The sequence below is a fragment of the Pseudomonas triclosanedens genome, from assembly GCF_026686735.1.
GTDB classification, from domain to species: domain Bacteria; phylum Pseudomonadota; class Gammaproteobacteria; order Pseudomonadales; family Pseudomonadaceae; genus Pseudomonas; species Pseudomonas triclosanedens.
In genome coordinates this window covers 6,064,097-6,083,011 of record NZ_CP113432.1, presented here as the reverse complement: position 1 = coordinate 6,083,011, position 18,915 = coordinate 6,064,097, and the positions used below count along the sequence as shown (strand labels likewise).

At 65.9% G+C, this 18,915-nt stretch carries 14 protein-coding genes; 12 read left to right on the top strand and 2 right to left on the bottom strand.

What is annotated here, in order from left to right; genetic code table 11:
* Nucleotides 1–113 precede the first annotated feature (113 nt).
* The 4 genes from OU419_RS28140 (at nt 114) to OU419_RS28125 (ending at nt 3,702) form a co-directional block, all read left to right on the top strand.
* Nucleotides 114–1,307, top strand: a complete 1,194-nt coding sequence (locus tag OU419_RS28140) for a PAAR domain-containing protein (RefSeq protein WP_254469564.1) — start codon at nt 114–116, stop codon at nt 1,305–1,307.
* A complete protein-coding gene (locus tag OU419_RS28135; RefSeq protein ID WP_254469563.1) occupies nt 1,288–1,806 on the top strand; it encodes a hypothetical protein in 519 nt (172 codons plus the stop codon). Before OU419_RS28140 ends, OU419_RS28135 begins: the two co-directional genes overlap by 20 nt.
* A gap of 62 nt (nt 1,807–1,868) precedes the next feature.
* Nucleotides 1,869–2,549, top strand: coding sequence for a hypothetical protein (locus OU419_RS28130; protein ID WP_254469562.1), 681 nt, complete (start codon nt 1,869–1,871; stop codon nt 2,547–2,549).
* Between the two features lie 106 nt (nt 2,550–2,655).
* Nucleotides 2,656–3,702: a threonine aldolase family protein gene (locus OU419_RS28125; RefSeq protein WP_254469561.1), complete on the top strand. Its 1,047-nt coding sequence runs from the start codon at nt 2,656–2,658 to the stop codon at nt 3,700–3,702.
* A 152-nt stretch (nt 3,703–3,854) separates the two neighbouring features.
* On the opposite strand, the gene OU419_RS28120 is transcribed toward OU419_RS28125, so the two are convergent.
* The gene (locus OU419_RS28120) at nt 3,855–4,172 is read right to left on the bottom strand and encodes a heavy metal-binding domain-containing protein (protein WP_254469560.1); all 318 of its coding nucleotides are present in this window, start codon (nt 4,170–4,172) and stop codon (nt 3,855–3,857) included.
* A 927-nt stretch (nt 4,173–5,099) separates the two neighbouring features.
* On the opposite strand from OU419_RS28120, the gene fusA reads away from it, so the two are divergent.
* The gene (gene fusA, locus OU419_RS28115) at nt 5,100–7,148 is read left to right on the top strand and encodes an elongation factor G (protein WP_254469559.1); all 2,049 of its coding nucleotides are present in this window, start codon (nt 5,100–5,102) and stop codon (nt 7,146–7,148) included.
* 235 nt (nt 7,149–7,383) lie between these two features.
* Here the strand turns inward: fusA and gbcB are convergent, their stop codons facing one another.
* Complete coding sequence (gbcB, locus tag OU419_RS28110) at nt 7,384–8,487, bottom strand: glycine-betaine demethylase subunit GbcB (RefSeq protein ID WP_254469558.1); 1,104 nt, start codon at nt 8,485–8,487, stop codon at nt 7,384–7,386.
* Nucleotides 8,488–9,015: 528 nt separating this feature from the next.
* Here gbcB and gbcA point away from each other — a divergent pair.
* The 7 genes from gbcA (at nt 9,016) to etfB (ending at nt 18,747) form a co-directional block, all read left to right on the top strand.
* Nucleotides 9,016–10,305, top strand: a complete 1,290-nt coding sequence (gene gbcA / locus OU419_RS28105; RefSeq protein WP_254469557.1) for a glycine-betaine demethylase subunit GbcA — start codon at nt 9,016–9,018, stop codon at nt 10,303–10,305.
* Between the two features lie 372 nt (nt 10,306–10,677).
* Entirely contained in the window at nt 10,678–11,655 is a 978-nt protein-coding gene (locus tag OU419_RS28100; RefSeq protein WP_254469556.1) for a dipeptidase, read from the top strand.
* 108 nt (nt 11,656–11,763) lie between these two features.
* Nucleotides 11,764–12,294, top strand: a complete 531-nt coding sequence (locus OU419_RS28095) for a 4-vinyl reductase (protein WP_254469555.1) — start codon at nt 11,764–11,766, stop codon at nt 12,292–12,294.
* A gap of 74 nt (nt 12,295–12,368) precedes the next feature.
* A complete protein-coding gene (dgcA, locus tag OU419_RS28090; RefSeq protein ID WP_254469554.1) occupies nt 12,369–14,429 on the top strand; it encodes a dimethylglycine demethylation protein DgcA in 2,061 nt (686 codons plus the stop codon).
* A 102-nt stretch (nt 14,430–14,531) separates the two neighbouring features.
* Nucleotides 14,532–16,499: a dimethylglycine demethylation protein DgcB gene (gene dgcB / locus OU419_RS28085; RefSeq protein ID WP_254469553.1), complete on the top strand. Its 1,968-nt coding sequence runs from the start codon at nt 14,532–14,534 to the stop codon at nt 16,497–16,499.
* Between the two features lie 118 nt (nt 16,500–16,617).
* Nucleotides 16,618–17,850: an electron transfer flavoprotein subunit alpha gene (gene etfA / locus OU419_RS28080; protein WP_254469552.1), complete on the top strand. Its 1,233-nt coding sequence runs from the start codon at nt 16,618–16,620 to the stop codon at nt 17,848–17,850.
* Between the two features lie 120 nt (nt 17,851–17,970).
* Nucleotides 17,971–18,747, top strand: coding sequence for an electron transfer flavoprotein subunit beta (etfB, locus tag OU419_RS28075; protein ID WP_254469551.1), 777 nt, complete (start codon nt 17,971–17,973; stop codon nt 18,745–18,747).
* The last annotated feature ends 168 nt before the right edge of the window (nt 18,748–18,915 follow it).

Below are 18,915 nucleotides of genomic sequence, written 5' to 3'. Positions count from 1 at the left end.
ACGCCACGGGGGAGTGCGTTTGCGACATGGCGCTGCGGGAGGAAGTTGACGGGGTTTGTGGAAACGACCGTTCCAGACAGGCAGAATTGCGGCAGGACGCCAGGAAGGCGTGAATGGCCCCCGAGGGGAGCCGCCACTATCCAGGAGGGACTCCGCGCACGTCCAGACCCGCCGCACGACTCAGCGACAAGGACGCGTGCCCGAAGCCCGGGCATGGCGTCAACCCGACCGTCACCGGCTCTCCCAGCGTCATCATCAATGGCCTGCCCGCGTTGCGTGTGGGTGACAGCAGCGCCTGCGGCGATGCCGTGACCGAAGGCATCGGCAGCATTCTGGTCGATGGCCAGCCCATCGCCTTCCTGGGTAGCGCGACCGCCCACGGCGGCTCGATCATCAGCGGTTCGGGCGATGTGCTGGTCGGTACCCAGCACAGCCCGGTGCCGTTCGTCGCGCCGCTGCCCGTCGCAGTGGGCTTCAGTTGTCAGTTGCAGCTTTCCGCCGCCAACGGCCAACCCTATTCCTGCCTGCCATACCAGGCCGTGCTGGCGGATGGCTCGGTGCACACGGGCGTGACCGATCTTGCCGGCGCAACGCAGCCCATCCGCTCGGCGACGCAGATGGCCGTCACCAGTCTCCGTCTGCTGCCGCCCGCCATCGCCACGGCCTGCTGCGCCCGGCACGATCCGGCGCAGGGCCAGGGTATTTCCCTGCCGGTGTCGGGTGTCCAGACGTCGAAGACGCAACCCCAGGGGGCGACGCTCGTGCCCGTGCAGAAAGACGACAAGTCGCGCCCGCTGACCAGCGGCGAGCTGAGCATGGCGCAGAGCCTGTTCAAGGACTCGGTGGACTACGCCCGGGTGCGCGTGCACAACGAGGAATACCTGCCGTTCGGCCTGCAGCCCGACAACACGGCGATGACGCCCAACGGGGAGATGTACTTCAACCCGGACTTCTACAAGGCGGACTTCTCCGTGGATGCCCGCGACCGCCACTGGTTCATGCACGAGATGGTGCACGTGTGGCAGCACCAGCTTGGCTACTGGGTGCGGCTGCACGGCATCCTGCTGCATCCGGGCACCTTGTGGGGGCTGCTGGGCGACCCTTACGCCTACGAGTTCAAGCCGGGGTCGAAGCTGCAGGACTTCAACATGGAACAGCAGGGCGACATCCTTGCCGACTACTTCAGTTGGTCCACCGGCAACTCGGTCATGAGTGAAAGCGGCAGGAATGTCCGCAGCCTCGCCGAGTTCGAGGCGGTCCTGAGCGATTTCCTGAGGAACCCCAAAGATGCGTCGCTGCTTCCCTGAGCTTCTGGGCGGCCTGTTGGCCGTCGTGCTCGCCGGCTCCGTACAGGCGACTTCCCGGCACCACGACGGCGAGGCCCGGGTATGGATGAACGGCGAACAGCTCTGCGTCGGTGCGACCGGCACCTATGAGGTGGGTGGGCTGTTCTCAGGCTCGGCGAAGGTCGCCGACAACGTCGTCACGCTGCACGCGGTGTCCGTGCTTCGCGATGCGAAGGAAACCTGGGCGCAAAGCGTGCCGCCCGGCAAGCCCGGCGCCGGCCTGCGCCTGCTGGCGGACCAGTGCATCGGCTACGGGAGCCTGCCGGCAGACTTCGTGGCCAGCACCCCGGCGCAGCCATTGCAGGCCGGGATGTACGAGGTGTACCTGCTGGCGGGTGATCAGAAACGTCGGCGGGCGTGGTTCTACAAGCGCTTCTGCCTGGAGCGCGACGGCGAGGGCTGGCGAGTCGGCGAAGCGCGCTTCGTGGAGAACGCCGGCCAATGGCAGTGCGCGCCCTGAGGCGATAGGAAAGAGCCACCGCGAAGGCATAAACTGCGCGTCTCACGAAATGCGAGGACGCCATGAAACGCACCCTTCCCCTGATGTCCGCCCTGCTGCTCGCCGCGACGCTGCAGGGTTGCGGTGACGACAGCAAACCCGCCAAGGCCGAGGCCCCGGTGGCCGCCGACTCCGCCAGCGCCAGCCTGCCTTCCGGCGACAGTTGCAGCGGCCACGAGCTGGAGAAAGCCCTGCCGCCGGCCAAGGCCGTCTACGGATATCCCTTCATCTCCCGCGAGTGCGGCTACAACGACGCCACCATCACCTATGGCAAGGCCGACGGCAGCCAGCGCCTGGTGGTGACCCTGACCGACACCGGCATGCCGGCGCCCGGCAGCGATCCGCAGAGCGAGACCGCCAAGCAGTACCTGGCCGCCCAGGCCAAGCTGCGCGATACCACCAGCAAGAACGTCGCGCTGCTCAACCAGGCGCGCCAGGCGGCGCTGCAGAACGGTACCGCCGCGCAGTTCGGCGGCGAGGAATACCTGCCGGTGATCGACAGCACGCGCATGGGCGATCCGCTGGCGATCAGCGTGCCCGGCCCGGACGACAAGGCCGGCGAATCGACCCTGACCGGCCTCATCAAGGGCCGCTATGTGCTCAACATGAGCTCGCCGGACAAGCCCAACAAGGGCACCGCGCAATCCCTGCGCGAGCTGTTCGTGCCGATCTCCGAGCAGATGGCGCTGACCAAGCTGCCCTGATCCATCCCGCGGCCTCCCGTCAGCGGGAGGCCTGCGCCCTCCGGCTGCGGGCGACTATCCGTTGCTACGCTGCTGCCTGACGTACAACGTTTCCCGAGGCCGCACCATGACCGACAACACCCAGCAATTCGCCAGCGACAACTATTCCGGCATCTGCCCCGAAGCCTGGGCCGCGATGGCCGAGGCCAATCGCGGCCACGAACGCGCCTACGGCGAAGACCAGTGGACCGCGCGCGCCTCCGATCATTTTCGCGAGCTGTTCGAGACCGACTGCGAGGTGTTCTTCGCGTTCAACGGCACGGCCGCCAACTCCCTGGCCCTGGCCGCGCTGTGCCAGAGCTACCACAGCGTGATCTGCGCCGAGACCGCCCACGTCGAGACCGACGAATGCGGCGCGCCGGAGTTTTTCTCCAACGGTTCCAAGCTGCTGCTGGCGCGCACCGATGCCGAAGGCAAGCTGACCTCCGAGGCGATCCGCGAGATTGCCGGCAAGCGCCAGGATATCCACTATCCGAAGGCGCGCGTGGTGACCATCACCCAGGCCACCGAGGTCGGCACCGTCTACCGTCCCGACGAACTCAAGGCACTGAGCGCCACCTGCCGCGAACTGGGCCTGCATCTGCACATGGACGGCGCGCGCTTCTCCAACGCCTGCGCGTCCCTGGGCGCGAGCCCGGCGGAGCTGACCTGGAAATCCGGCGTCGAAGTGCTCTGCTTCGGCGGCACCAAGAACGGCATGGCGGTGGGCGAGGCGATCCTGTTCTTCAACCGCGAGCTGGCCGACGGCTTCGACTACCGCTGCAAGCAGGCCGGCCAACTGGCCTCGAAGATGCGTTTCCTCGCCGCCCCGTGGGTCGGCGTGCTGCAAGGCGACGCCTGGCTGCACTACGCCGGCCACGCCAACCACTGCGCGCGCCTGCTGGCGGAGCGGGTGGCGGACGTGCCGGGCGTGAGCCTGATGTTCCCGGTGGAGGCCAACGGGGTTTTCCTGCAGATGTCCGAGCCGGCGCTGGAGGCCCTGCGCCAGTCGGGCTGGCGCTTCTACACCTTCATCGGCGCGGGCGGCGCGCGCTTCATGTGCTCCTGGGACACCGATATCGCCCGCGTCGAGGCGCTGGCTGCGGATATCCGCCGGGTGATGAGCGCCACCTGATTTTTCCCCAGGCGCTGGGGACGGTTTCCCGCGCAATCTGTCCCCATCCTGTGGATGAATGGCTGCAGGCCGCGCGCAGCGTGGCTTGCATCGGGTCGTTCAAGATTTGACCAGGTGGCTGGCTTCTCCCGCAGGCGGCGAAGGTACTGCGCCTACACCCGCACCGCCGTGCCGCTGACACTCACCATCAGCATGCTGCCGTTCTGCCCTACCACTTCGTAATCCAGGTCGATGCCGACCACTGCGTTGGCACCCAGCTCCTGTGCGCGCTCCTTCAGCTCTTCGAAGGCAATCTCCCGTGCGCGGCCCAGTTCCTTCTCGTAGGCGCCGGACCGGCCGCCGATGATGTCGCGCAGGCCGGCGAACAGGTCGCGGAACACATTGGCGCCGAGAATCGCCTCGCCGACCACGATGCCGCGGTATTCCCGGATCGTCTGGCCTTCGATGGTGGGGGTGGTGGTAAGGATCATGGCGTGGACTCCTGCTCCTGGAAGAAAGCGCCAGCATAGTCCGCGAGGTCCTGGCCGGCGCTCCGCGTTTGTTTCAGCGTTTCACCGGAAAATCGTGGGCATCCTTGTGATAAAGCTGTGGGCAAGTCTTTCGGAAGTGATCCCGCAAGCGTTTGCCCAGGCGGCCCGAAATAGTGTCGTCAGATATCGTCGAAGCTCCGTATGGCGTGGGTTGTAGCGGTTCAAAGGTGGTCGGTGGATTACTCCACAACTGCTGTGGAAGCAAGCCTGGCAAAACTGTGGATAGCCTGTTGGTGCGAGGCTGTGGCCCCGGCATGGCGTGACTTCGGCAAGGTTGCCTGTTTTTTGATCAGCGACGGTTTTTCAATGGCTTGCACGCCTGTGTATCGTTCTGCCGCTCATTTCTGTGCACAACGCTTGCGCCGCTATCCCCGGAATGTGTTGACCCCACTGTGCAGCACCTGTGGAAAAGCTCACAGAGCCTGCGCCGTTCGCGGTCTTCACGAGATTGTTCGAAAACTGAGCAGCAGCATTGGCAAGGCATTGATCCACAGGCGCTTTATCCCGGCTGGCGGGCTGTCGCAAGACTTTCCACAATGCCTGTGGGGCGAAACTCGCAGAAGGTGTGGAAAACCTGTCGTTACATCGCTGGGGGCCTGCTACGGCGGCTACCCAGGTTGTCAGTACGTTTTTTGATCAAATGGCGAAAGCCCGATGGATTCTGGCTTTCGGGGGATCTTCGAGGGATTTTCGGGCGTGTTTTCCACAGTGGCTGTGTAGCGTTCTGCCCGGAAGATGTGGGTGGGCTGTGGATGAATGGCTGTAGCACCGATGGCTGCTGGGCTGCGGCGTGCTGATCATTTTTTGCCCATGAGTGCGCAGGGGTGACTGCCTATACTTCAGGAACCCTGGGGGCGGGAGATCATCATGTCCAGTTACTCGGTGGAACATATCCGCACCGTGGCTCTGGTCGGCCACGGCGACAGCGGCAAGACGCTGCTTGCCGAAGCGCTGCTGCAGCACAGTGGCGCGATCGCCAGCATGGGCTCGCTGGAGCGCGGCGATACGCTGTGCGACTCCGATCCGATGGAGCGCGAATACCATCACTCCCTGGCCGCTGCACTCGTTCATCTGGAACACGAGGGCACGCGGATCAACCTGATCGATACACCCGGCTACCCCGACTTCATCGGCCATGCGTTGCCCGCGCTGGGCGCGGTGGAAACCGCGCTGGTGGTGGTGAATGCGCAGAACGGCATCGAGCTGACCACCCGCCGCATGATGGGCTGGGCCGCTGATCGCGGCCTGTGCCGGATGCTGGTAGTCAACCGGATCGATGCCGAGCGGGTGGATCTCCCGGTGTTGCTGGCGGACTTGCGCGAAGCCTTCGGCAAGGAAGTGCTGCCGCTGAATCTTCCTGCCGAGGGTGGCACCCGCGTGGTGGATTGCTTCTTCGCCCCGGATGGCGACTCCGATTTTTCCTCCGTGGCCGAGGCGCACCAGGCGCTGGTGGACCAGGTGGTGGAAGTCGACGAGGAGCTGATGGCGCATTACCTGGAGGAAGGCGAGGTGGCGCCGGAGGCGCTGCACGCGCCCTTCGAGCGGGCGCTGCGCGAGGGGCACCTGATACCGTTGTGCTTCGTTTCGGCGCGTACCGGCGCGGGCGTGACAGAGTTGTTGGATGTGCTGGCGCGCCTGGCGCCCAGCCCGGCCGAAGGCAATCCGCCGCTGTTCGTGCGCACCGACGACAGTGGCGCGGTGCATGACTTCCGTTCCTCACCGGAGCCTGAAGCCCATGTGCTGGCCCATGTGTTCAAGGTGGTGATCGACCCTTTCGTCGGCCGCCTGGCGGTGTTCCGCGTCCATCAGGGTACGGTGCGCCGGGAGATGCAGTTGTTCGCCGGCGATGGGCGCAAGGCGTTCAAGGTCGGGCATCTGCTGCGCCTGCAGGGAAAGAAGCACGAAGAGGTGCCGCAACTGATCCCCGGCGACTTCGGCGCGCTGACAAAGATCGAGGAGCTGGATTACGGCGTGGTGCTGCATGACTCCCATGACGAGGACCATATCCGCCTCAAGCCGCTGAACTTCCCGACGCCGATGCAGGGCCTGGCCATCGAGGCCAGCCGGCGTGGCGACGAGCAGCGCTTGGCCGAAGTCCTCCAGCGGCTCCAGGCGGAGGACCCCTGCGTACGCCTGGACTACAACGCATCCACCCAGGAGACCGTGCTGCGCGGCATGGGTGAGCTGCACCTGCGCTACCTGCTGGAGCGGATGGCCGGACAGTACAAGCTGGAGGTACAAACCCGCACGCCCAGCGTGCCCTATCGGGAAACCGCCACGCGGGCGGCCGAGGGGCACAGTCGGCACAAGAAGCAGACGGGCGGAGCGGGGCAGTTCGGCGAGGTGTTCCTGCGGGTGGAGCCGTTGCCGCGCGGCGGTGGCTTCGAGTTCGTCGATGCGGTCAAGGGCGGGGTGATTCCCGGCCAGTTCATTCCCTCGGTGGAGAAGGGCGTGCGCTCGGCGCTCAGTGCCGGGCCGCTGGCGGGCTTCCCGGTGGCGGACGTGAAGGTCACGGTGTTCGACGGCAAGAGCCATTCGGTGGACTCCAAGGACATTGCTTTCCAGGCCGCCGGGCGCAAGGCGATGCTCGACGCGCTGCGCAATGCCGGCGGCATCGTGCTGGAGCCGGTGGTGAGCATCGAAGTGACGGCGCCGGACACTCGCCTGGGCGATATCACCGCCGACCTGACGGGGCGCCGGGGCCAGGTGCTGGGCACCGAGTCGCTGTCGGCCAATGTCGCGCTGATCCGTGGCCAGGTGCCGCTGGCGGAGCTGGACGGCTACGCCAACCGGCTCAAGTCGATCACCGCGGGGCAGGGGCTCTACGATCTGTCGCCCAGCCACTACAACGCCGTGCCGCAGGACATACAGCAGCGTCTCGCCAGCGGTTACAAGGCGGTGCCGGAAGACGACTGAGCGCATGTGGATATTCGTCGCAGGCTGAGCGTGCAAGGCGCTCGGGCCGTGCCTGTGCGCGGGCTTTGCGGCGGGGCTTTGCGATCTGGTCTGGCCCTAGTGGCATGCGGGTTGCAGGCGGGATCGAGGCGGCCATCCGCGGCGGCCACGGGTGTCTCCGGCATTGCGCCGAAGCCCCGCTGGCCTGTGGATAACTCCGTGGGTAACGTGTGTGGCGGATGGGGACAGGCGGTGATCAGTATTCGATCACCACGTCGCCCCTGGGGATGCTGCAGCAGGACAGGATGTAGCCCTCGGCCACGTCTTCGTCGGTAATGCCGCCGTTGTGTTCCATGTCCACTTCGCCTGAGCGCTTCATGACCTTGCAGGTGCCACAGATGCCCATGCCGCAAGCCTTGGGAATGTGCAGGCCGAGCTTGGCTGCGGCGGCGTGGACGGTCTCGCCCGGTGCCACGCGAATGCTCTTGCCGGTTTCGCAGAACTCCACGTTGTTCAGCTCGGCGGCTGGTACCTCCGCCGCTTCGGCTGCCTCGGCGGCCAGTTCCTTCACTTCGGCGCGCACTTCTGGCGGTGTTGGGCCGAAGGCTTCCTCGTGGTAGCGCGACATGTCGTAGCCCTCGGCTTCGAGCAGGCGCTTCACCGCGTGCATGTAGGGCGTGGGGCCGCAGCAGAACACTTCGCGGTCGAGGAAGTCGGGGGCGATCAGTTGCAGCATGGCCTTGTTCAGGAAGCCGCGATAACCGGCCCAGGATTCGCCCATATCGTACTTCTCGCACACCAGGTGCAGCTTGAAGTTGCCGATCCGCGAGGCCATGTGCTCCAGCTCGCGGTGGAAGATGATGTCTTTGGGCGTGCGTGCGCTGTGCACGAACACCATGTCGACATTGCCGTTGGTGTCGAAGAACCAGCGCGCCATCGACATCACCGGAGTGATGCCGACGCCGCCGGACAGGAACAGCGCCTTGTCGGTAGGGAAGTCGATGGCGTTGAAGTTGCCGACCGGGCCGTGTACCGGAATCTGGTCGCCTTCCTTGAGGTTGTCGTGCAGCCAGTTGGAAACCTTGCCGCCCGGCACGCGCTTGATGGTGATGGAGAAGCTGTAGGGCACCGAGGGCGAGCTGGAGATGGTGTAGGAACGCATGATCGGCTGGCCGTCGATCTCCAGCTCCAGGGTGACGAACTGCCCAGGCTTGAAGAAGAACATGATCGGCGCATCGGCCATGAAGCAGAAGGTGCGCACATCCCAGGTTTCCTGGATGGCCTTGACGCAGCGCACCAGGTGGCGGCCGTTGGCCCAGGTCTGGGTGTTCACCGGATTGAGGAAGTTGTTCGTCGACATGCTGTCTCTCCGCGCGCATGGCCTGATGGGCAGCGCCGGGCCCGTGGTGCGCGTCGCGGACGATGCGGGCGCACGGGCCTTTCGGCATGCCTGATGGGGCGGATTGTGCGCACGCCCACGGCCACCCATTTACCTGCCAGCGACATTTGCATGCTTATCGCGACCTGGCGCCTGGGGCGGGGGCTGCCGCGTCGGAAACGGATGTGGTCGTGTCGCCCGTAGATAAGGGTCTTCCCATGGCGTGGCCGCACACTCAGCGCCATGCCGAGCAACCCAGCAGCGGTTGAGCGAGACGGCGGGAAACGGCGCACTCGGCGCGCCTGGCACCTGCCGCAAACCAGCCCTGCGTGGCAAACCGTATCAGCCACTTGGAGCCGTTGAAAAACTGTCCTGGTGTTGTTGCCTGACCTTGTCGCACGAGAACTGCTGTCTGCGGCCGGGCACCTAGCCAGAAGCGCTTCGCTCAGTTTTTCAGCGACTCCCCATTTCCGCCGGCAGCCTGTGTGGCTGCGGCATGAGGACCTAGCAATGGACGTCACCGCTACTCTGAGTCTGGGCGATCCGCTGGAACCGGCCCGCAAGGCCACCGCCGAGATGCTGCGCACCCGCGATCACAGCTTCTCGCTGCCGCAACCCTTCTACAACGATGAGCGCCTGTTCCAACTGGACATGCAGGAGATTTTCCACAAGGAGTGGTTGATCGCCGGCATGACCTGCGAGATTCCGACCAAGGGCAACTTCCTTACCCTGCAGATCGGTGACAACCCGGTCATCGTGCTGCGCGGAGCCGAGGGGCAGATCCATGCCTTCCACAACGTGTGCCGCCATCGCGGTTCGCGCCTGTGCGTCAGCGACAAGGGCAAGGTGGCCAAGCTGGTCTGCCCCTACCACCAGTGGACCTACGAGCTGGACGGCCGCCTGCTGTTCGCGGGCACCGAGATGGGCGCTGACTTCGACATGAAGGACTACAGCCTGAAACCGGTGCACGTGAAGACCGCTGGTGGCTACATCTTCATTTCGCTGGCCGAGAACCCGCCGGCCATCGATGACTTCCTGCGTACGCTCGAGCACTACATGGAGCCGTACGACATGGAGAACACCAAGGTCGCGGTGCAGACTACGATCAAGGAAGCGGCGAACTGGAAGCTGGTGATCGAGAACAACCGCGAGTGCTACCACTGCAACGGTTCGCACCCCGAGTTGCTCAATACCCTGCTGGAGTGGGATGACGTCACCGACCCGCGCGCCAGCCAGGCGTTCAAGGACCAGGTCGCGGCCTGCACCACCGCCTGGGAAGCCGAGAAGATCCCCTACGCTCACGCCAGTTTCGGCCTGCGCAACCGCATCGTGCGCATGCCGCTGCTGCAAGGCACCGTGTCGATGACGATGGACGGCAAGCAGGGCTCGAAGAAACTCATGGGCCGCATCCGGAACCCGGACCTGGGTTCCATGCGCATCCTGCACCTGCCGCATTCGTGGAACCACTGCATGGGCGACCACCTGATCGTCTTCACCGTGTGGCCGATCAGCGCACAGGAAACCGTGGTCACCACCAAGTGGCTGGTGCACAAGGATGCGGTGGAGGGCGTCGATTACGACGTGGCGCGCCTGCGCGAAGTCTGGGACGCCACCAACGACCAGGACCGCCGCCTGGCCGAAGAGAACCAGCGCGGCATCAACTCCACCGCCTACCAGCCGGGGCCGTACTCCAAGACTTACGAGTTCGGTGTGATCAATTTCCTCGACTGGTACAGCGAGCGGATGCTCAACAACCTGGGCGAGGAATCCGCTCACGCCCGGCTGGTTTCCGAAAAGTAAGCCCCCTCATCCAGCGCCCCCTTCGCGGGGGCGCTGTCGTTCCGGAGGAATCCACGTGGATGCCGTGCTTTTCTACAGCAGCTCCGCCTTCGTCACCGCCCTGGTGGCGTGGAACCTCTTCGCCTGCTGGCGCAAGCGCTGACGGCTGCGCCGCCCGCAGTGGCCTGACGGCACCCTGCGCCCTTCCTTCGCCTTGAAACCCGCGGCAGACCGGCGCGAATGCCCTCGCCCGTGTCGCCGCCTTGACGCTTTCGGTACTTCGCTGGTCGCTTTCGAGCCGGGTCGCTACGGCACCCGGGGATATGCTGCCCCCAAAGCGTCGGCGCCAGTCCCGGCGCACCAAGTCCGACGCCTGACAAGAGGGACGCCAAGATGAGCCCAGCCGAACTTCACGCCGACAGCATCGTCATCGATGGCCTGATCATCGCCAAGTGGAGCCGCGAACTGTTCGAAGACATGCGCAAGGGCGGGCTGACCGCCGCCAACTGCACCGTGTCGGTGTGGGAAGGATTCCAGGCAACGGTGAACAACATCGTTTCCAGCAGCAAGCTGATCCGCGACAACAGCGACCTGGTGCTGCAGGTGCGTACCACCGCCGATATCCGCAAGGCCAAGGAGCAGGGCAAGACCGGTATCCTCTTCGGCTTCCAGAACGCCCATGCGTTCGAGGACCAGATCGGCTACGTGGAGATCTTCAAGCAGCTCGGCGTGGGCATCGTGCAGATGTGCTACAACACCCAGAACCTGGTCGGCACCGGCTGCTACGAGCGCGACGGCGGCCTCTCCGGCTTCGGCCGCGAGATCGTCGCGGAGATGAACCGCGTCGGCATCATGTGCGACCTGTCCCACGTCGGTTCGAAGACTTCCGAGGAAGTCATCCTCGAGTCGAAGAAGCCCGTCACCTATTCCCACTGCCTGCCCTCGGGCCTGAAAGAGCACCCGCGCAACAAGTCCGATGCCGAGCTGAAATTCATCGCCGACCACGGCGGTTTCGTCGGCGTGACCATGTTCGCGCCGTTCCTGGCCAAGGGCATCGACTCGACCATCGACGACTACGCCGAAGCCATCGAGTACGTGATGAACATCGTCGGCGAGGACGCCATCGGCATCGGCACCGACTTTACCCAGGGCCACGGCCAGGACTTCTTCGAGTGGCTGACCCACGACAAGGGTTACGCCCGCCGCCTCACCAACTTCGGAAAGATCGTCAACCCACTGGGCATCCGCACCGTGGGCGAATTCCCCAACCTCACCGAAACGCTGCTTGGCCGTGGCATGCCCGAGCGCGTAGTGCGCAAGGTCATGGGCGAGAACTGGGTAAGGGTCCTCGGCGAAGTCTGGGGCGAGTGATGAATACCCCTGGGGCCTGCTGCGCGCATCGATAGCTGCGCCGCCACTTCTCATACCTGAATGCAGGGCCGCGCCCTGCCGGAACAGTACTTTCTGGAGTCTGCACACATGGCCAAACACGCCCCCGAACTGCCCATCGAAGTCGACAGCGAAACCGGCGTCTGGACCACCGACGCCCTGCCGATGCTCTATGTGCCGCGGCATTTCTTCGTCAACAACCACATGGGCATCGAGGAAGAGCTGGGCGCCGAGCGTTACGCCGAGATTCTCTACAAGGCCGGCTACAAGTCCGCCTGGCACTGGTGCGAGAAGGAAGCCGAGTGCCACGGCCTGGTCGGCGTGGAAGTCTTCGAGCACTACATGAAGCGCCTGTCCCAGCGCGGCTGGGGCCTGTTCCAGATCGAACAGATCGACCTCGACAAGGGCACCGCCCAGGTGCGCCTGAAGCACTCGGCCTTCGTGTACGTCTACGGCAAGGTCAACCGCAAGGTCGACTACATGTTCACCGGCTGGTTCGCCGGCGCCATGGACCAGATCCTCCAGGCGCGCGGCAGCGACATCCGCACCGTCGCCGAGCAGGTCTACAGCGGCGCCGAGGACGGCCACGACGACGGCCTGTTCGTCGTCAAACCGCTCTGATCCACGACTTCGGCACGGGCGGCTCGCAGGCCGCCACCACAACAAGAAACCTCTGATCCCGTGAGGATGCCGCAATGGCTTTCGAGGCAATGTTCCAGCCGATCCAGATCGGCAAGCTGACCATCCGCAACCGCGTGCTCTCCACCGCCCACGCCGAGGTCTATGCCACCGACGGCGGCATGACCACCGAGCGCTACGTGAAGTACTACGAGGAGAAGGCCAAGGGCGGCATCGGCCTGGCCATCTGCGGCGGTTCTTCCGTGGTCGCCATCGACAGCCCGCAGCAGTGGTGGAGTTCGGTGAACCTCTCCACCGACCGCATCATTCCGCACTTCCAGAACCTGGCCGACGCCATGCACAAGCATGGGGCCAAGATCATGATCCAGATTACCCACATGGGTCGCCGTTCGCGCTGGGACGGCTACCACTGGCCGACCCTGATGTCGCCCTCGGGCATTCGCGAGCCGGTGCACCGCGCCACCTGCAAGACCATCGAGCCGGAAGAGATCTGGCGGGTGATCGGCAACTACGCCCAGGCGGCACGCCGGGCGAAGGAAGGTGGCCTGGATGGCGTCGAGCTGTCCGCCGTGCACCAGCACATGATCGACCAGTTCTGGAGCCCGCGCGTCAACAAGCGTACCGACGAGTGGGGCGGCAGCTTCGAGGGCCGCATGAAGTTCGGCCTGGAAGTGCTCAAGGCGGTGCGTGCCGAAGTCGGCGACGACTTCTGCGTCGGCATGCGCATCTGCGGTGACGAGTTCCACCCGGACGGCCTCACCCACGACGACATGAAGCAGATCGCCAAGTATTACAGCGATACCGGCATGATCGACTTCATCGGCGTGGTCGGTTCCGGCTGCGACACCCACAACACCCTGGCCAACGTCATCCCGAACATGACCTTCCCGCCGGAGCCGTTCCTGCACCTGGCCGCGGGCATCAAGGAGGTGGTCAACGTGCCGGTGCTGCACGCGCAGAACATCAAGGACCCGAACCAGGCCACGCGCATCCTCGAAGGCGGCTACGTGGACATGGTCGGCATGACCCGCGCGCACATCGCCGACCCGCACCTGATCGCCAAGATCAAGATGGGCCAGGTCGACCAGATCAAGCAGTGCGTCGGCGCCAACTACTGCATCGACCGCCAGTATCAGGGCCTGGACGTGCTGTGCATCCAGAACGCCGCCACTTCCCGCGAATACATGGGCGTGCCGCACATCATCGAGAAGACCACTGGCGTGAAGCGCAAGGTCGTCGTTGTCGGTGGCGGCCCGGCCGGCATGGAAGCGGCGCGCGTCGCCGCCGAGCGTGGCCACGACGTGACCCTGTTCGAGAAGAAGGACCAGCTTGGCGGGCAGATCACCACCGCCTCGAAAGCCCCGCAGCGCGACCAGATCGCCGGCATCACCCGCTGGTACCAGTTGGAGCTGGCGCGGCTGAACGTCGACCTGCGCCTGGGCACCGGCGCGGACGCCGACACCATCCTGGACCTGCGTCCCGACGTGGTGGTGCTGGCCAACGGCGGCCATCCGTTCCTCGAACAGAACGAGCACTGGGGCGCCGCCGACGGGCTGGTGGTCAGCAGTTGGGACGTGCTCGACGGCAAGGTGGCGCCAGGCAAGAACGTGCTGGTCTACGACACCATCTGCGAGTTCAGCGGCATGTCGGTGGCCGACTTCCTCGCCGACAAGGGCGCCCAGGTCGAGATCGTCACTGACGACATCAAGCCGGGCGTGGCCATCGGCGGCACCACCTTCCCGACCTACTACCGCAGCATGTACCCCAAGGAAGTGATCATGACCGGCGACCTGATGCTGGAGAAGGTCTACCGCGAGGGCGACAAGCTGGTGGCCGTGCTGGAGAACGAATACACCGGCGCGAAGGAAGAGCGGGTGGTCGACCAGATCGTCGTGGAGAACGGCGTGCGTCCGGACGAGAGCCTGTACTACGCGCTCAAGCAGGGCTCGCGCAACAAGGGCCAGATCGACGTCGAGGCGCTGTTCGCGATCAAGCCGCAGCCGTGCCTCAGCGAGCCAGGCGACGGGTATCTGCTGTTCCGCATCGGCGACTGCGTGGCCCAGCGCAATACCCATGCGGCGATCTATGACGCGCTGCGTCTGTGCAAGGACTTCTGACGCGACCGCAGGGCGGGTGGAGCCTTCGATACCCATCGATTGTCGAGGGTTCCACCCATCCCCTTTCAGCGTTAGTCCGGTCCCGTAGGGAGACCAATAACAATGCTCAACATCATCCTCCCCATCCTGCTCTTCGCCGCCCTCGGCCTTGCCGTGCTGGGCGCCGTGAAGCGCTTCGCGATGTGGCGCCGTGGCCGGCCCGCCCGGGTCGACTGGGTCGGCGGCCTGCTGAAAATGCCGCGCCGCTATCTGGTGGACCTGCACCACGTGGTCGAGCGCGACAAGTACATGTCCAAGACCCACGTGGCCACCGCCGGCGGCTTCGTTGCCGCGGCGCTGCTGGCGATCCTGGTGCACGGTTTCGGCCTGCACAACCGCATCCTCGGCTTCGCCCTGCTGGCCGCCACCGCGCTGATGTTCTGCGGCGCGCTGTTCGTCGCCAAGCGCCGCCTCGACCCGCCCTCGCGCCTGTCCAAAGGCCCGTGGATGCGCCTGCCGAAAAGCCTGCTGATGTTCTCGGCGAGCTTCTTCATCGCCACCCTGCCGGTGGCGGGCATTCTGCCGGAGGGCTTCGGCGGTTGGTTCCTGGCGGCCATCCTGGCCGTCGGCGTGGCCTGGGGTGTGTCCGAGCTGTTCTTCGGCATGACCTGGGGCGGGCCGATGAAGCACGCCTTCGCCGGCGCCCTGCACCTGGCCTGGCACCGCCGCGCCGAACGCTTCGGCGGCGGCCGCTCCACCGGCCTGAAGCTCCTGGACCTGAACGACCCCATGGCGCCGCTGGGCGTGGAAAAGCCCACCGACTTCACCTGGAACCAGTTGCTCGGCTTCGACGCCTGCGTGCAGTGCGGCAAGTGCGAGGCCATGTGCCCGGCCTTCGCCGCCGGCCAGCCGCTGAACCCGAAGAAACTCATCCAGGACATGGTCATCGGCCTGGCGGGCGGCAATGATGCCAACTTCGCCGGCAGCCCCTACCCCGGCAAGCCCCTGGGCGAGCACAGCGGCGGCCCGCACCAGCCCATCGTTGCGCTGGGCGGCAAGGCCCTGGTGGACGCCGAGACCCTGTGGTCCTGCACCACCTGCCGGGCCTGCGTCGAGGAATGCCCGATGATGATCGAGCACGTCGACGCCATCGTCGACATGCGCCGCCACCTCACCCTGGAAAAGGGCGCGACTCCGAACAAGGGCGCCGAGGTGCTGGAAAACCTCATCGCCACCGATAACCCCGGCGGCTTCGCCCCCGGCGGCCGGCTGAACTGGGCGGCGGACCTGAACCTGCCGCTGCTGGCCGACAAGCAGCAGGCCGACGTGCTGTTCTGGGTGGGCGACGGCGCCTTCGACATGCGCAACCAGCGCACCCTGCGGTCCTTCGTGAAGATCCTAAAGGCCGCCCACGTCGACTTCGCCGTGCTCGGCCTGGAGGAGCGCGACAGCGGCGACGTGGCCCGTCGCCTGGGTGACGAAGCCACCTTCCAGACCCTGGCCAAGCGCAACATCGCCACCCTGGCCAAGTACCGCTTCAAGCGCATCGTCAGCTGCGACCCGCACAGCTTCCATGTGCTGAAGAACGAGTACGGAGCGCTGGGCGGCAACTACGAGGTGCTGCACCACAGCACCTTCATCGACGAGCTGGTGCGCAAGGGCGCGTTGAACCTCGGGCAGAGCAAGGCCGACAGCGTGACCTACCACGACCCCTGCTACCTCGGCCGCTACAACGGCGAGTACGAAGCGCCGCGCAACGTGCTCAAGGCCATCGGCATCGAAGTGAAGGAAATGGCCCGCTCCGGCTTCCGCTCGCGCTGCTGCGGCGGTGGCGGCGGCGCGCCGATCACCGACATCCCCGGCAAGCAGCGGATACCCGACATGCGCATGGCGGACATCAAGGAAACCGGCGCCGAGCTGGTGGCCGTGGGCTGCCCGCAGTGCACAGCGATGCTCGAAGGCGTGGTCGCGCCGCGCCCGGAGATCAAGGACATCGCCGAACTGGTCGCCGAGGTACTCATCGAGGCCACCGAGGTGCCGGTAAAAAAGCCCTCGCTGGTACGCCGTGAAGAAGCGGCGGAGGTGCACTGATGAACGCGCCGGCCGCCTTCGTAGGGCGGGTAAAGCCAACGGCTCTATCCGCCGTATCGACTTCATCGGCGGATAACGCTTCGCGTCATTCGCCCTACACCAGCCTGGAGCATCGAGCATGAGCGACATCATCCGCCGCGATCCGCGCGCCGAGTGGATCGCCCGCAACCGCCTGCACCCGCTGCACGCGGCCATGCAGTCGACCCAGGGCGGCGAAAGCCGCTGGATGGGCCCAAGCGGCGTGCTGCGCAAGAACCCCCACGCGGTCGGCTTCATCGGCCCCAACGGCATCAAGCGCATCGACCGCTCCGGTGGCCAGCAGGGCACCGGCGGCAAGCGCAGCAGCGCGCCGGAAGTGGTGCAGTTGCCGTTGGTGACGATCGAGCAGCCGGCTTTTCTGATTGCCGTGGTGCCGGACATGGTCGGCGGCCGCCTTTCCAGCCACGACCGCGACCTGCTGGGCCTGGCCCGCAAGCTCGCCGGCAACGACGGCGCGGTGCTCGCCGTGATCTTCGGCGAGCACAAGGAAAGCGCCTTCGATACAGCGGGCGTCGACCGCCTGCTGCAGATCGAAGGCAATGAATATGACGGTTACGCCCCGGAACAACGGGTGCTGGCGCTGCGCTCGGTGAACAGCCAGTTCGCCCCGCGCCACTGGCTGCTGCCCGATAGCCGCAGCGGTGGCGGCGAACTGGGCCGTCGCCTGGCCGCGAGCCTGGGCGAGCGTCCGGCGACTCGCGTGTGGCAGGCCGAGGGCGAGCGCTGCGTCGGCCGCGCCGGTGCCGGCCAGCAGGATTTGCACCGTGGCCTGCCACGCCTGATCCTGGCCTCCGCCGAATGCGCCGAGCCGGTCAGCGAGACACGCCATGAGGTACGGCCTGTGGCACTGGCGAACAACGTCGCACGCAACCTGCCGCGCATCGAGGACCTCGGCCCGGTCGCCGTGGACCCGGCGCAGATTCCGATGTCCGAGGCGGAATTCATCCTCTCCGGCGGCAACGGCGTGAAGGACTGGGACCTGTTCCACCGCGCCGCCGCAGCCCTCGGCGCCACCGAAGGCGCATCCCGCGTGGCGGTGGACGACGGCCACATGCCGCGCGCGCGCCAGGTGGGCGCCACCGGCACCTGGGTCACTGCGAGGGTCTACCTGGCTGTGGGCATTTCCGGGGCGATCCAGCACCTGCAAGGCATCGGTTCCTGCGACAAGGTGGTGGCGATCAACCTGGACCCGGGTTGCGACATGATCAAACGCGCCGATCTCTCGGTGATCGGCGACTCCGCCGCGATTCTCCAGGCGCTGATCGAACTGGCCGAGGCCCATCGCAACGGAGGGGCGCGCGATGCGGCCTGAGGGGGGCTCTCCGACTGTAGGGCGGATAAAGCCGCAGGCTTTATCCGCCGCCATCGCCACATCGGCGGATAACGCTGCGCGTTATTCGCCCTACGCCAGCTTGCGAGCCCGAGGTGGCTTATGAATGACCTGAACATCGTCGCCCTGGTTTCCATCGGCGCCCACCCGGCTTCCGGTCGTGCGCGCCGCGCCGACCAGGACGCCCGCGCGGTGGAGCTGGGCATGCGCCTGGCCGGCAAGCGCCTGCGCGTGGTGCATGCCGGCGACGCCGGGGAAGAAGCTCTGCGCGGCTACCTCGGCATGGGCCTGGACGAACTGGCCGTGCTGGAGCAACCGCCGGGCGCCGACGCGCTGCCGCCGCTGGCGGACTACCTGGCTGACAGCGATGCGCAACTGGTGCTGACCGGTACGCAGGCGGAAACCGGGGAAGGCTCCGGCATGTTGCCCTTCCTGCTGGCTGAGCGCCTCGGCTGGCCGCTGGTGGTCGGGCTGGCGGAGGTGGAGAAGGTAGAAGGCGGCAGTGCCCAGGTGCTCCAGGCGCTGCCACGCGGCCAGCGCCGCCGCCTGAAAGTGCGGCTGCCCTTCGTCGCCAGCGTCGACAACGCCGGGCCGACGGCTCGCCAGAGCGCCTTCGGCCCGGCCCGCCGGGGTTATCTGGAGGCCTGCGAAGTGGAGGTGGTGGCCGACCCGCTGCTGGATGAGGGCAATCTGCAACCGGCGCGCGCGCGGCCCAAGCGGCTCAAGGTGGTCAAGGCAAAGACCGGCGCGGAGCGCATGAAGGCTGCCACCGCCAAGGCTTCTGGCGGTACTGGCCAGGTGCTGAAGGACGTCACGCCGCAGGCGGGTGCCGAGGCGATCTTCAAGCTGCTGCGCGAAGAGGGTGTGATACGGGGCTGACCGCGGCGGACCGGGTAGAGTCCTCTCCTGTGTGCGGCATCCGCAGGAGCGGGCCGTTTCCGGCGCGAACCACGGATATGGCGGAAATCATTGAAATAACACGAGATTGAATCTGTAAGCCATTGAATTGACAGCATACTGCTTGTCCGAAGATCACCGTTTCCGCTG

Excerpts from the sequence above, each read along its gene's own strand:
- OU419_RS28140 (WP_254469564.1), top strand. The coding sequence starts at position 114 with ATGGCCCCCGAGGGGAGCCGCCACTATCCAGGAGGGACTCCGCGCACG.
- gbcB (WP_254469558.1), bottom strand. The coding sequence starts at position 8,487 with ATGTCGACGAACAACTTCCTCAATCCGGTGAACACCCAGACCTGGGCC.
- OU419_RS28100 (WP_254469556.1), top strand. The coding sequence starts at position 10,678 with ATGAGCCCAGCCGAACTTCACGCCGACAGCATCGTCATCGATGGCCTG.
- gbcA (WP_254469557.1), top strand. The coding sequence starts at position 9,016 with ATGGACGTCACCGCTACTCTGAGTCTGGGCGATCCGCTGGAACCGGCC.
- fusA (WP_254469559.1), top strand. The coding sequence starts at position 5,100 with ATGTCCAGTTACTCGGTGGAACATATCCGCACCGTGGCTCTGGTCGGC.
- dgcB (WP_254469553.1), top strand. The coding sequence starts at position 14,532 with ATGCTCAACATCATCCTCCCCATCCTGCTCTTCGCCGCCCTCGGCCTT.
- OU419_RS28125 (WP_254469561.1), top strand. The coding sequence starts at position 2,656 with ATGACCGACAACACCCAGCAATTCGCCAGCGACAACTATTCCGGCATC.
- OU419_RS28095 (WP_254469555.1), top strand. The coding sequence starts at position 11,764 with ATGGCCAAACACGCCCCCGAACTGCCCATCGAAGTCGACAGCGAAACC.
- etfB (WP_254469551.1), top strand. The coding sequence starts at position 17,971 with ATGAATGACCTGAACATCGTCGCCCTGGTTTCCATCGGCGCCCACCCG.
- etfA (WP_254469552.1), top strand. The coding sequence starts at position 16,618 with ATGAGCGACATCATCCGCCGCGATCCGCGCGCCGAGTGGATCGCCCGC.
- dgcA (WP_254469554.1), top strand. The coding sequence starts at position 12,369 with ATGGCTTTCGAGGCAATGTTCCAGCCGATCCAGATCGGCAAGCTGACC.
- OU419_RS28120 (WP_254469560.1), bottom strand. The coding sequence starts at position 4,172 with ATGATCCTTACCACCACCCCCACCATCGAAGGCCAGACGATCCGGGAA.
- OU419_RS28135 (WP_254469563.1), top strand. The coding sequence starts at position 1,288 with ATGCGTCGCTGCTTCCCTGAGCTTCTGGGCGGCCTGTTGGCCGTCGTG.
- OU419_RS28130 (WP_254469562.1), top strand. The coding sequence starts at position 1,869 with ATGAAACGCACCCTTCCCCTGATGTCCGCCCTGCTGCTCGCCGCGACG.